Origin of the sequence: Actinocatenispora sera, from assembly GCF_018324685.1 — a bacterium.
Classification (GTDB): domain Bacteria; phylum Actinomycetota; class Actinomycetes; order Mycobacteriales; family Micromonosporaceae; genus Actinocatenispora; species Actinocatenispora sera.
Genome location: NZ_AP023354.1, coordinates 5,635,305 through 5,649,906, shown reverse-complemented (window position 1 = coordinate 5,649,906; position 14,602 = coordinate 5,635,305). Strand labels below are relative to the sequence as shown.

The window sequence follows — 14,602 nt, the reverse complement described above, 5'->3', positions numbered from 1 at the left end:
AGGGATGATCGAGTTCCATCTCGACGGGCGGTCCGGCGTCGCGCCCTACGCGCAACTCGTTCAGCAGGTGCGGCACGCCCTGCGGCTGGGCATGCTGCGCGAGGGCGACCGGCTGCCCACGGTCGAGGACGTGGTCGGCCGGCTCGCGATCAACCCCAACACCGTGCTCAAGGCGTACCGGGAGCTGGAACACGACGGGCTCGTCGCGGCGAGACCGGGCGTGGGTACGTTCGTGACCCGCACGCTGGCGGACGCCACCCTCGCCGCGCACGGACCGCTGCGGCTGGAGCTACGGCGATGCCGGGCCCAGGCACCGCCTGTCCTGACACCGTCGGCGCACCGCCACTTGCGCAGGTACGGACCGTTGACGCGTGACCGGGTGGTCGGCGTGGTGACCCGGCCGGTCGGGCTCAGCGCAGGGTGGTGGAGGCGCGGACGATGAGGGTGGGGGCGAGGGCGATGCGGCGGGTGGGGCCGCCGCGCGGACGGTCCAGCAGCCGCAGGCACTCGGCGGCGATCTGCTGGTGCGGCTGCCGCACGGTGGTCAGGGGCGGGTCGGCGAGCGCGGCGAAGCCGTTGTCGTCGAACCCGGTGACCACGACCTCGCCGGGCACCGAGATGCCGGCGGCGCGCAGCCCCTGGAGTACGCCGAGGGCGATCTCGTCGTTGACGCAGACGATGGCGTCCGGCAGCGGGCCTCGCGCGCGCAGCTCGTCGACGGCGCGGACGCCCCATTCCACGCCGTACGCGCCGAGCAGCGGTTCGGCGGTCGACAACCCGTGCCGGGCCGCGGCCGGGCCGAACTCGGCGAGCCGGGTGCGGCCGGCGGACGACTCGGAGACGGTACCGACCAGCACGGCGGTGCGCGCGCCGACCTGCGCCAGGTGCTCGGTGAGCAGCCGCAGGCCGGCGACATCGTCGACGCCGACCCAGTCCAGCGCGGTGTCCGCGACCGACCGGTCGACCTGGACCACCGGTACCTCGCCGGCGATCGAGGTCAGCGCCGCGGCGCTGGCGACCGTACTGACCGGGGCGACGATCAGCCCGTCGACCTGCCGGTCGGCCAGCGCGTGGATGCGGGCGGACTCGACGGTGGCGTCGCGCCGCGCGTCGCACAGCAGCAGCTGCCGGTTGTCGTCGCCGAGGCAGCGTTCGATCGCCTCGACCAGGACCGGGTAGAACGGGTTGGAGATCTGCGGGACGACCATGCCGATGGTGTCGGTGCGCTGGGTGCGCAGCGCGCTCGCGACCCGGTTCTGCCGGTAGCCGAGCGCGGTGGCGGCGTCCCGGACCCGGACCGCGATCTGCTCGCCGACCGGGCGGGCGCCGGTCAGCGCGCGCGAGGCGGTCGACACCGACACGCCGGCCGCGCGGGCCACGTCGCGGATGGTGACGCGCACGGCTACCGGCTCGCCGGTGCGCCGGGACCGTGCGGTCCCGGGCGGCTCGCGTCCTGCCGGGGGCTGCCCGGCAGCCACGGGCGCGGTGCGGAACCCCGCGCGCCGGGGGTTCCGGGCCACGCCCTGGGCTCGCGTCGTGTCGACCCCATGCCACCTCCCGTTCGCGCGGCCGTCACGCCGCGTCCCTTCGTACCGGGACTGTATCGGCTGGCGGCGGCGTCGGGGTCGCCGGCGGCGGGCACTGGGGCACGGCACACGCCGCCGGCCGGAGCGGAACGACCCGGTCGTGTAGGAAAGAATCGCGATGCCTGTTTCTACTGGAAACTATTGACATGTGTATTTCGATGTATTAAGCCTGTCTGATCGGATTATCCGGTTATCGCCCGGTGCCGTCCGGCGCCGGGCCCAGGTTCTGGGGAGTGCCCATGACTTCGGTCCACAGAGGACTGTCTCGCCGCGCGCTGTTCACCGCCGCGGCCGGAGCCGCCGGCGTGCTCGGCGCCGGCCTGGCCGGCGCCGCCGCAGCCGCACCACAGCGCACCGGTGCCAGCGACGCGGCTCGCCGCGGTGCCAGCGGAGCGGCTCGCCGCGGTGCCAGCGGCGTCGACTACCCGGCCGCGCACTGGGTGCCGGCCAGCACCAGCAACTACACCAGGTCGAACCGGCCCAGCACGTACCCGATCGAGCTGGTGGTCATCCACGTCACCCAGGAGACGTTCGACGACACCATCACCCTGTTCCAGGACCCGAGCCACGCCGCCTGCGCGCACTACGTGACGCGCTCCGCCGACGGGTACATCGACCAGATGGTGCGGGAGAAGGACATCGCCTGGCACGCCGGCAACTGGGACTACAACACCCGCAGCATCGGCATCGAGCACGAGGGCTGGGTCGACGACCCGAGCTGGTTCACCGACGCGATGTACACCGCATCGGCGAAACTGACCCGCGACATCTGCGACCGGTACGGCATCGCGATGGACCGGGACCACATCATCGGCCACGTCGAGGTGCCGGGCACCGACCACACCGACCCCGGCCCGTACTGGGACTGGGACAAGTACCTGGCCCTCGTCCGGGCCTGATCGCCCGGCCCGCACGGGCGGCGGGCCCGGCCGGCACTCAGCCGTCCGGCACTCACCCGGCCGGCACTCAGCCGTCCGGCACTCACCCGGCCGGCACTCACCCGGCCGCGACGTCGACGGCGCGCAGCACGAGCAGGCTGCGCGCGGTCAGCGTGATCCGGTCACCCGCCGGATACTCGCCGGCCAGCGCCTCCGCGGTGTCGACCACGACCTGCCACCGGGTCGCCGCCGGCGGCAGCCGAACCGTCGCGTCCACCCCGGCGCCGTGCAGGTACATCAGGAAGGAGCCGCCGGTACCGGCGTCGGCGCGAGCGCCGTCGAGGAAGGCGCCGAGGGTGCCGGCGCCGCCGGCGTGCCAGTCCGCGGCGGTCACCTCGGCGCCGTCGGCCCGGTACCAGACCAGGTCGCGCCGGCCGTCGAGCGCGGCGCCGGTGAAGAAGTGCCGGCGGCGAAACACCGGCTCGGCGGCGCGCAGCTCCAGCAGCCGGGCGGTGAAGGCGAGCAGTTCGGGGTCCGCGCCGTCCCAGTCGACGTACGACACCTCGTTGTCCTGGCAGTACGCGTTGTTGTTGCCGTGCTGGGTGCGGCCCAGCTCGTCGCCCGCCAGCAGCATCGGCACACCGGCCGACAGCAGCAGCGTGCCGAGCAGGTTGCGCACCTGACGGCGGCGCCGGGACAGCACCGCCGGGTCGTCGGTGTCCCCCTCGACGCCGTTGTTCTCCGACCGGTTGTCGTCGGTACCGTCGGCGCCGCCCTCGCCGTTCGCCTCGTTGTGCTTGCGCGCGTAGCTGACCAGGTCGCGCAGGGTGAAGCCGTCGTGCGCGGTGACGAAGTTGACCGACGCCCCCGGTCCGCGGCCACCCTCGCCGTACAGATCCTCGGAGCCGGCCAGGCGGGTGCCGATCTCGGCCAGGCTGTCCGCGCGGCCCCGCCAGAAGTCGCGCACCGCGTCGCGGTACCGGCCGTTCCACTCCGACCAGCCCGGCCCGAACCCGCCGACCCGGTAGCCACCGGCGCCCAGGTCCCACGGCTCGGCGATCAGCCGTACCTCGCGCAGCACCGGGTCGGCCGCGATCGCGGCGAGGAAGCCCGGGTACTGCGCCACGCCCGACTCGCCCCGCAGCAGCGCGCTGGCCAGGTCGAACCGGAACCCGTCGACGCCGAGCGCGAGCACCCAGTACCGCAGCGAGTCCAGGACCAGGCGCAGCGTCGCCGGCTGGCGGACGTCGAGGGTGTTGCCGCAGCCGGTGAAGTCGCGGTAGCGGGCCGGATCGCCCGGCTCCAGCCGGTAGTACGTGCGGTTCGCGAGGCCGCGCCAGCTGAGCGTCGGGCCGGTCGGCGGGCCCTCCGCGGTGTGGTTGTAGACCACGTCGAGGATCACCTCGATGCCCGCGTCGTGCAGCACCGCGACCATGTCCCGGAACTCGGCGACCGGGTCGGCGGTCGCGGCGAACCGGCTGTCCGGCGCGAAGTACCCGAGCGTGTTGTAACCCCAGTAGTTGGTCAGGCCGCGCTGCGCGAGGAACGGCTCGGTGGCGGCGTGCTGCACCGGCAGCAGCTCCACCGCGGTCACCCCGAGCCGGCGCAGGTGCGACACCGCCGCCGGGTGCGCGAGCCCTGCGTAGCTGCCCCGCAGCGGCTCCGGCACCTCCGGCAGCCGGGCGGTGAACCCGCGCACGTGCAGCTCGTACAGCACGGTGTCGGTCCACGGGCGCAACGGCGGGCGCCACACCTGCGCCGGCGCCGCGGTCACCACCGCACGCGGCAGGTACGGCGCCGAGTCGCGGTCGTCCGGCGCACCACCGGCGGCCACGCTGCCCAACGCCGGATGGTCCGCCGGCGCCCCGGTCAACCGCCGCGCGTACGGGTCGACCAGCAGCTTCGCCGGGTTGAACCAGTGCCCGCGGTGCGGCTGCCACGGCCCGTACGCGCGCAGCCCGTACCGGTCGCCGACACCGACGCCGGGCACGTGCCCGTGCCACACGTCGTCGGTACGCTCGCTCAGCCGCACCCGCCGCTCGCCGCCCGCGCCGTCGTACAGGCACACCTCGACCGCGTCGGCGTCCGCCGCGCACACCGCGAAGCGCACCCCGTCCGCGATCGGCGTCGCACCCAGCTCCATGCCACCTCCACCACCTGCCGGCCCCGACGCCCATGATCCCCGCCGATCGGCGCCGACACGCTGATCGCCGCTGGCCGGCACCCGCTCCCACTCCCACCGCCAATCGGTGCCGACCTCCGTCTCCACCGCCAATCGGTGCCGACCTCCGTCTCCACCGCCGGTCGGTGCCGACCTCCGTCTCCACCGCCGGTCGGTGCCGACCTCCGTCTCCACCGCCGGTCGGTGCCGACCTTCATGATCGCCGCCGCCACCCGATCGCACCCGGCGGCGGCCATGATTGGATGGCGCGGTGGCAGCCAACACCGATCCCGATCTGGTCGTCGCGCTGGACGCGGTGACGGTCACCCGCGACGGCAACGCCCTGGTCCGCGACGTGAGCTGGCAGGTGGAGCTGGACGAGCGGTGGGTGGTGCTCGGCCCCAACGGTGCGGGCAAGACCACCCTGCTCAACCTGGCGGCCGGCCGGCTCTACCCGTCCACCGGCACGGTGCACGTGCTCGCCGAGCGGCTGGGCGGCACCAACATCGCCGAGCTGCGTACCCGGCTCGGGCTGGTCGGCGGGCATCATGTGGTGCGGATCCCGCCGGACGAGACGGTGCACGACGCGGTGCTCACCGCGGCCTGGGGCGTGCTCGGCCGGTATCGGGAGAGCTACGACGCGATGGACGACGCGAGAGCCGGCGAGCTGCTCGCCCGCTGGGGCGTCGCCGGGCTCGCCGGGCGGCGGTACGGCACGCTCTCCGACGGCGAGCGCAAGCGGGTGCAGATCGCCCGGGCGCTGATGACCGATCCGGAGCTGCTGCTGTTCGACGAGCCGGCGGCCGGGCTCGACCTGGGTGGCCGGGAGGATCTGGTACGCCGGCTGGCGACGCTCGCGGCGGACCCGGACGCGCCGGCGATCGTGCTGGTCACCCACCATGTCGAGGAGATTCCGCCGGGGTTCACGCATGCCCTGCTGGTCCGCGACGGCGCGGTCGTCGCCGCCGGCCCGGTCGACCAGGTGATCACCGGCGACAACCTGTCCGACACCTTCGGCCTGCCCCTGTCGGTCAACCGCATCGGCGACCGCTACACCGCCCTGTCCCACCCCCTACCCAGTTGATCAAGGGATTCGTCCACATCGTGCGAGGACTCCGCGCACCAATCCCTTGATCAACCGAGTGGGCCCTTGATCAACTCGGCGGGTCTTGATCGACGGACCGGTGGGGTGCGCTGGGCGGAGGCTACCGACCGGTTAAGGTCGGGGCCAGGCGGCGCCGCGACCCGGCCCGCAGCTTCGTGATCGAGGAGGTCGCAGTGGGGGAGTTCGTTCGGCTGGAGACGCTCGACGAGCAGCCGGGGGTCGGCGTGATCCGCCTGACCCGGCCACCGATGAACGCGCTCAACCGGGCCGTCCAGGACGAGCTGCGGGCCGCCGCGGGCGAGGCGACCAGCCGGGACGACATCCGCGCCGTGATCGTGTACGGCGGTGAGAAGGTGTTCGCCGCCGGCGCCGACATCAAGGAGATGGCCGACGAGGGGTACGCCCAGATGGCCGCCCGGGCGCCGGAGCTGACCGCCGCGTTCGACGCTGTCGCCCGCATCCCGAAGCCGGTCGTCGCCGCGATCGCCGGGTACGCGCTGGGCGGCGGCTGCGAGCTGGCGCTGGCCTGCGACTTCCGGATCGCCGCGGCGGACGCGAAGCTCGGCCAGCCGGAGATCGGCCTCGGCATCATCCCCGGCGCCGGCGGCACCCAGCGGCTGCCCCGGCTGATCGGCCCGTCGAAGGCCAAGGAACTGATCTTCACCGGCCGGCACGTCGCCGCCGAGGAGGCGCTGCGCCTCGGCCTGGTCGACGCGCTCGTACCGGCCGGCGAGTCGGTGCTGGACGCCGCGGTGGCCTCGGTCCAGCCCTACCTGACCGGCCCGGCGCAGGCGCTGCGCGCCGCCAAGCAGGCGATCGACGGCGGCCTGTCGGTCGACCTGGCGAGCGGGCTGGCACTGGAGAGCCACCTGTTCGCCGCCCTGTTCGCCACCGAGGACAAGAACGTCGGCATGCGGGCCTTCGTGGCCAAGGCCAAGCCCGACTTCACGGGGAAGTGACCCGATGAACGAGCCCGGTCACGCGAGCACGCAGTCGCATCCCAGCGCCGCCGAGGTCGAGGCCGCCCGCGACGATCCGAAGCAGGCGAACATCCTCTACCACGACTGGGAGGCCAACACCTACGACGAGAAGTGGTCCATCTCGTACGACGAGCGTTGCGTCAGCTACGCCCGGGACCGGTTCGCGCACGTGGCCGGCACCGGCGGCTGGCCGTACCGCAACGCGCTGGAGCTGGGCTGCGGCACCGGGTTCTTCCTGCTCAACCTGATGCAGGCCGGGGTGATCGAGAAGGGCCACGTCACCGACATCTCGCCGGGCATGGTCGAGGTGGCGCTGCGCAACGCCAAGCAGCTCGGGCTGGACGTGGACGGCCGGGTCAGCGACGCCGAGACCATCGGGTACGACGACGCGAGCTTCGACCTGGTCGTTGGGCACGCCATGCTGCACCACATCCCGGACGTCGAGCAGGCGCTGCGCGAGGTGCTGCGGGTGCTGCGACCGGGCGGCCGGTTCGTGTTCTGTGGCGAGCCGAGCAAGGTCGGCGACTTCTACGCCCGCAAGCTGGGCCAGCTGACCTGGTGGGCGACCACGAACCTCACGAAGCTGCCCGGACTGACCGACTGGCGGCGGCCGCAGGCCGAACTCGACGAGTCCTCCGCCGCGGCGGCGCTGGAGGCGGTCGTCGACATCCACACGTTCGATCCGCAGCAGCTGCGCCGTACCGCGATCCGGGCCGGCGCGATGGACGTCGAGGTGGCCACCGACGAGCTGACCGCGGCGCTGCTCGGCTGGCCGGTGCGTACCTTCGAGGCGGCGGTGCCGAAGGAGAAGCTCGGCTGGGGCTGGGCCAACTTCGCCTACCGCTCCTGGCGGGCGCTGTCCAGTGTGGACACGAACGTGCTGTCGCACATCGTGCCGAAGGAGCTGTTCTACAACGTCGAGATCACGGGTGTGAAGCCGTAGTGCCGGACATCGCCGGTACCGCCGACCAGTCGTCCGGCGCCGCCACCCCGGCGCCGGACGCGGCGCTGTCCGACCCGACCGGGCCGGAACCGGCCGGGAACGACACCGCCGCGGGCGAACCGGAGGCCACGGAGTCCACTGTGGACGGTGTGTCGGCCGGCTCACCGTCTGCCGAAGCCGCCACCGACCCCGACGCCCACGCAGGCGAGGACCGGGCACCGGCCGACGGCGACGACCGGGCCCCGACCACCGACCAGGCGCCCGAGGCCGACGAGCGGGCGCTGGACGCCGGTGAGGCGCCGGATGCCGACGGGCAAATCCCGGATGCCGACGAGGCGCGGGATGCCGACGAGCGGGCGCTGGACGCCGACGAGGCGCTGGACGCCGACGAGGCGCTGGACGCCGACGAGGCGCCGGATGCCGACGAGGCGCCGGATGCCGACGGCACCGCGGTCGACGCCGTTGAGGTGGCCCCGAGCGCGGATGAGGCCGCGGTCGAGGTGGCGCACAGCGCGGATGCGGCCGCGGTCGACGGCGGTGTGGTGGTGCCGAGCGCGGCTGCCGCCGCCGTCGAGGATGGTGAGGCGGGCTCGCCGGAGGACGGTGAGAGCGGCGCGCTGCGGGACGAGGCCGCGGGTGGCGGGGCCGGCCCGGCTGAGGGCGGCGCCGACGACGCGCCGGCGGGCGAGGAGAACGGGGCGCAGTCGGTACTGCCCGGCGCCAACCAGCTGAGCGACACCGGGGAGCTGGACGAGCTGGCCGCGGCGCTGGACGGCGGGGCCGACGAGCCGCGGCGGCACTGGCTGCGGTACCCGGGCCTGTTCGGCGCGCTGACCGTCGTGGCGCTGGTCATCCTGGTGCCGTGCGGCGCCGGCATCCTGTTCTTCACCGGCGCGTTCGCCGACCCCGGCGCGTACGGGCATGCCCCCGACGCGTGCGCCCGGCTCACCGCGCAGCGGGTACGGGCGGCGTTCGGTGCCGGCCTGGTCCGCGACTACCCGTCGGACACCGGCGACGAGTCGACCTGCACCTACCTGGGCGGCGCCGCGTCCGGCCGCAACGCGCGGGTCACCCTCACCCTGACCCGGTACGGCACGAAGGGGCCGCTGTCCGCGCCGCGCATGGCGCACGCCGGCTTCCGCTCGGATCTGTCCGGCACCCGCCACCGCACCACGCTGCCCGGGCTCGGCGACGAGGCGGTCCGGGTCACCTCGGACACCGGTACCACCGTGTTGGTCCGGCGCAGCAACCTGGTGCTGCGACTGGACGCGTCCGGGGACATCGAGGATCCGAGCCGCGGGGTCACCCGCACCGCGCGTGCCCTGGCCGGCTCGCTGCGCTGAGCGTCGCGGCGCCCGGCGAACGGTGGCCCGGCCGGACCGGCCCGTCGGGTACGTTCGGGGCATGGTGCGGCGGCGACGCGATGGGCGGCAGGCGAGGTTCGCGACCCGTGCGTCGCTCGCCTGGATCTGGCGGCACCGGGCGTTCACCCCGTACTACCTGCTGCGCTACTGGCGGTTCGCGCTGCTGCGGCTGCGCCGGGCGGACGTGGTGACCGAGGGTTTCGTGTTCCTGGGCCGGCGGGTGGAGCTGACCGCACCGCGTGGCCGGGGCCGTATCGTGCTGGGCCGCTGGTCGCACCTGGGTGACGGCACGGCGATCCGGGCACACGAGGGCACGGTGCGCATCGGCGACAAGGCGGTGCTCGGCGCCGACGTGCGGATCAACGGCTACCTGGACATCGAGGTCGGTGCCGCGACACTGATCGCGGACTGGGTCTACGTGGCCGATTTCGACCACGTCACGACCGACCTGTCCCGGCCGATCAAGGACCAGGGCATCGTCAAGTCTCCGGTGCGCATCGGGCCGGACTGTTGGCTCGGTACCAAGGCGACCGTCACCCGCGGGGTGCGGATCGGCCGCGGCAGCGTCCTCGCGGCGAACGCGGTGGCCACCCGCGACATCGACGAGTACACGATCGCCGGCGGGGTGCCGGCCCGACCGCTGCGCAGCCGGCTGCCGCTGCCGCAGCTGCGGGTCGAGGCGCCCGCCCGGCCCGGCCGTCCTGCCCGGTTCGCGCCCGGACCGACACCGGCCGGGCCATGATCGACCCAGGCCCGTCTCGACGCCCCCGCGCCGGCGGGGGTTGATCGGCGGGCGGAGGGGGTGGCGCGGATGGTCTCCGGGCGCGGCGGGGAGCTGGCCGTGGCGGCGCTCGCCGGGTACGGCATCGGCGAGGTGTTCACGCCGGCCGGCGAGCACGTGCCCGCGATCCACGATGCCGCGCGGGCCGCCCGGATGCGCGTCGTCGAGGTACGGCACGAGCAGACGGCGGTGTTCGCCGCGGAGGCGGTCGCGACGCTGCTGCGCCGCCCGGGGCTGGCGGTGCTCGGCGCCGGCCCGGGCGTCACCAACGCCGTCTCGGCGATCACCGCCGCGCACTTCAACGCCGCCCCGGTGGTGGTGCTGGCCGGCCGGGCGCCGGCGTGGCGCTGGGGTACGGGCAGCCTGCCGGCGCTGGACCACGTCGCCATCGTCGACTCGGTGACGAACTCGGCCGCCACCTGCACCGAGGTGGGCAACATCGGCGCCGACGTGCACGCGGCGGTCGTCGCGGCGCTCACCCCGCACCGCGGCCCGGCGTTCCTGGACCTGCCGATGGACGTGGTGTTCTGCACCGGCGAGACGCAGCTGCCGGCGCCGACGCTGCCGCCGCCGGTCGAGCCGGATCCGGCGGCGGTGGCCCGGGCTGGTGCGCTGCTGGCCGCGGCCGAACGGCCGGTGATCATCGCCGGCTCCGACGTGTACAGCTCCGACGCGGTCGCCGCGCTGCGCGAGTGCGCCGAGACCTGGCGGGTCCCGGTTTTCACCACCGGGCTCGCGCGCGGCGCGCTGCCCGGCGACCATCCGCTCGCGTTCCGGTGCTGCAAGCGGGCCGCGCTGGCGCGGGCGGATCTGGTCGCGGTCCTCGGTACCGCGCCGGACCTGCGGCTTGGCGGCGGGACCGACGCCCGGTTGATCCACGTGGTGGACGCGCCACCGGCGGCCGGGGTGCCGGCCGGAGACGACGGCATGCTCTGGGTGGCGGGTGACCTGCGGTTGGTGCTGTCCGGGATGGCCGATCACCGGGGCGTGCGGGCCGACCACGCGGACTGGATCGAGCTGCTGCGCGTTGCCGAGGACACCGCCCGGGCCCAGGAGGCCGGCCACCTCGCCGACGACCGCGAACCGATCCGCGCCACCCGGCTGTACGCGGAGCTGCGCCGGGCGCTGACCGACGACGCGATCATCGTGGGCGACGGCGGCGACGTGGTGACCGCCGCCGCCCGGCACCTCGACCCGGGCCGGCCGGGCAGCTGGCTGGACGGCGGCCGGTACGGCAACGGCGGCGCCGGCCTCGGCTACGCGCTCGGTGCCGCGCTGGCCTGCCCGGACCGTCCGGTGTGCGGGCTGCTCGGTGACGGCGCCGCCGCCGGCTCGGTACTGGAGGTCGAGTCGCTGGTGCGACACCACCTGCCGGTCGTGCTGGTGGTCGGCAACAACGGCAGTTTCGGCACCGCCGGGCTGCGCGGCGCCGACGACCGGACTCCGGGGCTGCGCCTGGAGAAGGTGGTGGCCGCGCTCGGCGGTGCCGGCGAGACGGTCGCCACCGCCCGGCAACTCGCCCCGGCGCTGCATCGCGCGTTCGAGTCCCGGGTGCCGTACCTGCTCAACGTGTTGATCGAGCCCCGCACCGACCCGGTGTAGCCGGATCCCGACGGTCAGGGCTCGGCGCGCGACCGCGCCGAGCCCTGACCCCGATTCCGCATACGGTCAGCTCACGCTGACGTTGTGGGTAGACCAGCTCACGCTGAGGTTGTCGGCATGGTCAGCTCACGCTGACGTCGTCGACGTAGACGGCGCCCTGCCCGTACCAGCCGTGCACGAAGACCTGCACGGTGCCGCTGCCTCCGGTGGTGAAGGTGGCGGACGGCTTGGTGTACTCGCCGGCGTTCGTCCAGGCGTTCGCGTCGGTGGCGGCGCCGGTGGTGCCGAGGAACGCGTAGTCGCCCTGCACGTACGCGGTGACGGTGTAGCTGGCGTTCGCGCGAAGCGTCACCGACTGGCTGCAGGTGGCGTTGTCGGACGAGGTCGGCGACAGCTTCAGCGCGCCGGCACCGCCGTGGGTCGGCGAGGACACGATGCTCCCGGACCCTTCGGTGCAGGTCCACGGGGCGAGCGAGCCGGCCTCGAAGTCACCGTCGACCAGGCCGCTGCCGGCCGGCGGGGTCGTCGGTGGGGTGGTGGGCGGCGTCGTCGGCGGGGTGGTCGGGCTGGTGCCGCCGCCGTTGAACGCGGCGAACGTGTGGCTGAAGTACCAGGTGTCCTGCTGGATGCCGGAGCAGCTGTCCGAACCGCCGGTGCCGGGGCAGCCGCCGTTGTCGCGCTGCAGGGCCCAGAACGACAGGCCGGCGAGGCCCTTGTCCTGCGCCCACTGCTCGACGACCGGTGCGTCCGCGGTGGTGAACGTCTCCGCCGCGCCGTAGTCGTCGATGCCCGGCATCTCGATGACGCCGATCATGTGCCACAGCTCGGCGGCCGACTTGTCCGGGTAGAGCCCGGCGAGCTGGCTCTGCAGCCCGGTGGTGGCGGTCTTGGTGTCGGTGGCCATCTCGTGGTTCGCGCCGTCGTAGTAGTCGAACGTCATGATGTTGACGACGTCGATCCGCGCGCCGTGCGACACCGCGCTGCGCAGCACGTTCAGCCCGGAGCTGGCGAGTCCGCCGGTGGTCGTCGGCAGCGTGTAGGCGAACTGGACGGTGCGGCCGTTGCTCGCGGCCCAGTCCTGCACCTGCTTGATCGCGGCGTTGCGGCGGTCGATGCCGGCCGAGTTGGTCAGCGAGTTGTCCTCGATGTCGAGGTCGAGCCGGGTCACGTCGTAGGTGGTGATCACCTTCTCGTACGCGGCGGCGATCTGGCCGACGTCGGTGCACGAGTCGGCGAGCTCGGTACCGGTGTTGTCCGCCGTGTACCCGCCGAACGACGGGATCACGTCGCCGCCGCCGGCGCGGATCGTGTCGATGTCGCTGCCGTACTGGCTCGCGTCGACCGGCATCGACGTGTCGCCGTCCCAGTACGGCGTGCACGAGCCCTTCGACGCGGTCTGCAGGAACGCGAGCGTCAGGTACGTGTTGCCGGACTGCTGGGCCAGTTGGGCCAGGCTGTCGCCGTTGTAGGTCTCGAAGTACGGGGCGGACACGTGCGACGGCAGGGTGCTCGCCGCGGTCGCCGGTCCGCTGACCGCGAACCCGATGGCGACGGCGCCGCCGAGCACGGTACCGGCCGCCGCGAGTGCGGCGGTCAGGCGTGATCGAAGCATGGGGACTCCTTGACGCGGGGTGTGACGCAGGGGAGGTGCGGAGGGACGCAGGCCGGTCGCGCGCCCGGCCCATCAGTAAAGTTTCCTAACTGATGAGGTGCACTTAAGTACGTTTCACCCCGCCTGTCAAGCATCGTCCGCTTGGCCGGCGCGCTCGGCGCGGTCGGTCGGACGGCGGGCACGACGGAGGGAACCCGCCCGGGGCTCGAGCGTCGATCGGTCCGGCACGATCGCCCGGCGTCAGGCGGAGCCGTCGCGGAGCAGGTTGCCGTCCGGGACCACGATCGGCGGGATCGGGCCGTCGGCGGTACCGGCCGCGCGCAGTGCCCGCTCGTCCCGCTGCGCCTGGCCGTACGCCTCCAGGGTGCGCTCGGCGATCACCGGCCAGGCGTACCGCTCCGCCACCAGGCTGCGGCCCTGCCGGGCCAGCCGGCGCGCCAGTACCTCGTCGGCCAGGACCGAGCTGACCGCCTCCGCGAGCGAGCGGGGATCCTTCGGCGCGAAGCTGACCGCGGCGAGGCCGGCGGCGACGAACTCGCCGAGCCCGCCGGTCGCCGACACCGCGAGCGGTGCGCCGGCGCTCGCCGCCTCCACCGCCACCATCCCGAACGGCTCGTACCGGCTCGGCACCACCGCGCAGTCGGCGGCGGCGAACAGCGCCGGCAGCTCGGCGTCGAGGAAGCCGACGAACTCGACGGTGCGCGACAGCCGCCGGCGCCGGACCTCCGCGACCAGCTCCTCGGCGTACTTGCCCTCGCCGGCGACGACCACCCGCAGCCCGGGAAACCGCCGGCGCAGCGTCGGCGTGGCCGCGATCAGGTCCTGCACACCCTTCTCGTGCACCAGCCGGCCGGCGTACACGACCAGCGGACCGTCGCCGCCGAACCGCTGCCGGGCGGCGCGCACCTGGCCCGGGGTGGCGGCGAACGCGGCCGGGTCCACGCCGTTCGGGATCACCCGTACCTTGCCGCCCGGCAGCTCGAACAGCCGGCTGACCTCCCAGCGCATGTAGTCCGAGCAGACCAGCACCCGGCGCGCCTCGTACGTCAGCCACCACTCGACGGAGTGGATGCAGCGGTTCAGCTCGCCGGGCAGCCAGCCGGAGTGCCGGCCCGCCTCGGTGGCGTGCACGGTCGCCACCAGCGGCACGCCCAGGTGGTGCTTGAGCGTCACCGCGGCGTGCGTGACGAGCCAGTCGTGCCCGTGTACCACGTCGAAGCCCTGCTCGCCGGCCACCCGCAGGGCGGCCCGGGTCAGCGCGTGGTTGAGCGACATGGTGAACGCCAGCAGCGTCTCGGTGCTGAACGGGAACAGCGGCGGGTCGGCCGGCGCGCGCACCACCCGTACCCCGTCGCGGATCTCGTCCAGCGGCGCGTCGGTGCCGTCCGGCTCGCTACCGTGCCGGGTCACCACGGTGACCTCGTGCCCGGCCGCGGCGAGCGCCACCGACAGCGCGTGCACGTGCCGACCGAGGCCACCGACGACGACCGGCGGATATTCCCAGGACAGCATCAGCACGCGCATGGGCACCGATTCTGGCACCCGTTACCCGCCGGTACGCACCCCGGGTCGCCCGGGCCGGGCCGCGGA

The 14,602-nt window shown here is 74.1% G+C and carries 12 protein-coding genes; 8 read left to right on the top strand and 4 right to left on the bottom strand.

All coding sequences use genetic code 11. The features are described 5' to 3' along the window. Window positions 1-4 precede the first annotated feature (4 nt). Window positions 5-442 carry a GntR family transcriptional regulator gene (locus Asera_RS26585; RefSeq protein WP_084130880.1) on the top strand — a complete coding sequence of 146 codons (438 nt, stop codon included), beginning with the start codon at window positions 5-7 and terminating at the stop codon, window positions 440-442. Here Asera_RS26585 and Asera_RS26580 read toward each other — a convergent pair. Then, window positions 411-1,400 (bottom strand): LacI family DNA-binding transcriptional regulator, encoded by a 990-nt coding sequence (locus Asera_RS26580; RefSeq protein WP_030444470.1) that lies wholly within the window; start codon window positions 1,398-1,400, stop codon window positions 411-413. The two genes, Asera_RS26585 and Asera_RS26580, sit on opposite strands and share 32 nt — an antisense overlap. A 425-nt stretch (window positions 1,401-1,825) precedes the next feature. Between Asera_RS26580 and Asera_RS26575 the strand changes: the two genes are divergently transcribed. Continuing rightward, window positions 1,826-2,485, top strand: a complete 660-nt coding sequence (locus Asera_RS26575) for an N-acetylmuramoyl-L-alanine amidase (RefSeq protein ID WP_051801578.1) — start codon at window positions 1,826-1,828, stop codon at window positions 2,483-2,485. A gap of 97 nt (window positions 2,486-2,582) precedes the next feature. On the opposite strand, the gene glgX is transcribed toward Asera_RS26575, so the two are convergent. Beyond that, window positions 2,583-4,607 (bottom strand): glycogen debranching protein GlgX, encoded by a 2,025-nt coding sequence (gene glgX / locus Asera_RS26570; RefSeq protein WP_051801583.1) that lies wholly within the window; start codon window positions 4,605-4,607, stop codon window positions 2,583-2,585. A 277-nt stretch (window positions 4,608-4,884) separates the two neighbouring features. On the opposite strand from glgX, the gene Asera_RS26565 reads away from it, so the two are divergent. The 6 genes from Asera_RS26565 (at window position 4,885) to Asera_RS26540 (ending at window position 11,400) form a co-directional block, all read left to right on the top strand. Next, window positions 4,885-5,709 (top strand): ABC transporter ATP-binding protein, encoded by an 825-nt coding sequence (locus Asera_RS26565; protein ID WP_030444473.1) that lies wholly within the window; start codon window positions 4,885-4,887, stop codon window positions 5,707-5,709. A 194-nt stretch (window positions 5,710-5,903) separates the two neighbouring features. Beyond that, entirely contained in the window at window positions 5,904-6,689 is a 786-nt protein-coding gene (locus tag Asera_RS26560) for an enoyl-CoA hydratase/isomerase family protein (protein WP_030444474.1), read from the top strand. Window positions 6,690-6,693: 4 nt separating this feature from the next. Next, window positions 6,694-7,653: a class I SAM-dependent methyltransferase gene (locus tag Asera_RS26555; RefSeq protein ID WP_030444475.1), complete on the top strand. Its 960-nt coding sequence runs from the start codon at window positions 6,694-6,696 to the stop codon at window positions 7,651-7,653. Next, entirely contained in the window at window positions 7,653-8,996 is a 1,344-nt protein-coding gene (locus Asera_RS26550; protein ID WP_030444476.1) for a hypothetical protein, read from the top strand. Before Asera_RS26555 ends, Asera_RS26550 begins: the two co-directional genes overlap by 1 nt. A 61-nt stretch (window positions 8,997-9,057) precedes the next feature. Further along, window positions 9,058-9,759, top strand: a complete 702-nt coding sequence (locus Asera_RS26545) for an acyltransferase (protein WP_084130881.1) — start codon at window positions 9,058-9,060, stop codon at window positions 9,757-9,759. Between the two features lie 60 nt (window positions 9,760-9,819). Then, window positions 9,820-11,400 (top strand): thiamine pyrophosphate-binding protein, encoded by a 1,581-nt coding sequence (locus Asera_RS26540; protein WP_030444478.1) that lies wholly within the window; start codon window positions 9,820-9,822, stop codon window positions 11,398-11,400. Window positions 11,401-11,521: 121 nt separating this feature from the next. On the opposite strand, the gene Asera_RS26535 is transcribed toward Asera_RS26540, so the two are convergent. Then, window positions 11,522-13,012 carry a glycosyl hydrolase family 18 protein gene (locus Asera_RS26535; RefSeq protein WP_030444479.1) on the bottom strand — a complete coding sequence of 497 codons (1,491 nt, stop codon included), beginning with the start codon at window positions 13,010-13,012 and terminating at the stop codon, window positions 11,522-11,524. 240 nt (window positions 13,013-13,252) lie between these two features. After that, entirely contained in the window at window positions 13,253-14,536 is a 1,284-nt protein-coding gene (locus Asera_RS26530) for a glycosyltransferase family 4 protein (RefSeq protein WP_211255454.1), read from the bottom strand. Window positions 14,537-14,602: the final 66 nt, after the last annotated feature.

Coding starts and splice junctions, on each gene's coding strand:
- Asera_RS26535 (WP_030444479.1), bottom strand. CDS start 13,012: ATGCTTCGATCACGCCTGACCGCCGCACTCGCGGCGGCCGGTACCGTG.
- Asera_RS26575 (WP_051801578.1), top strand. CDS start 1,826: ATGACTTCGGTCCACAGAGGACTGTCTCGCCGCGCGCTGTTCACCGCC.
- Asera_RS26530 (WP_211255454.1), bottom strand. CDS start 14,536: ATGCGCGTGCTGATGCTGTCCTGGGAATATCCGCCGGTCGTCGTCGGT.
- Asera_RS26545 (WP_084130881.1), top strand. CDS start 9,058: ATGGTGCGGCGGCGACGCGATGGGCGGCAGGCGAGGTTCGCGACCCGT.
- glgX (WP_051801583.1), bottom strand. CDS start 4,607: ATGGAGCTGGGTGCGACGCCGATCGCGGACGGGGTGCGCTTCGCGGTG.
- Asera_RS26555 (WP_030444475.1), top strand. CDS start 6,694: ATGAACGAGCCCGGTCACGCGAGCACGCAGTCGCATCCCAGCGCCGCC.
- Asera_RS26585 (WP_084130880.1), top strand. CDS start 5: ATGATCGAGTTCCATCTCGACGGGCGGTCCGGCGTCGCGCCCTACGCG.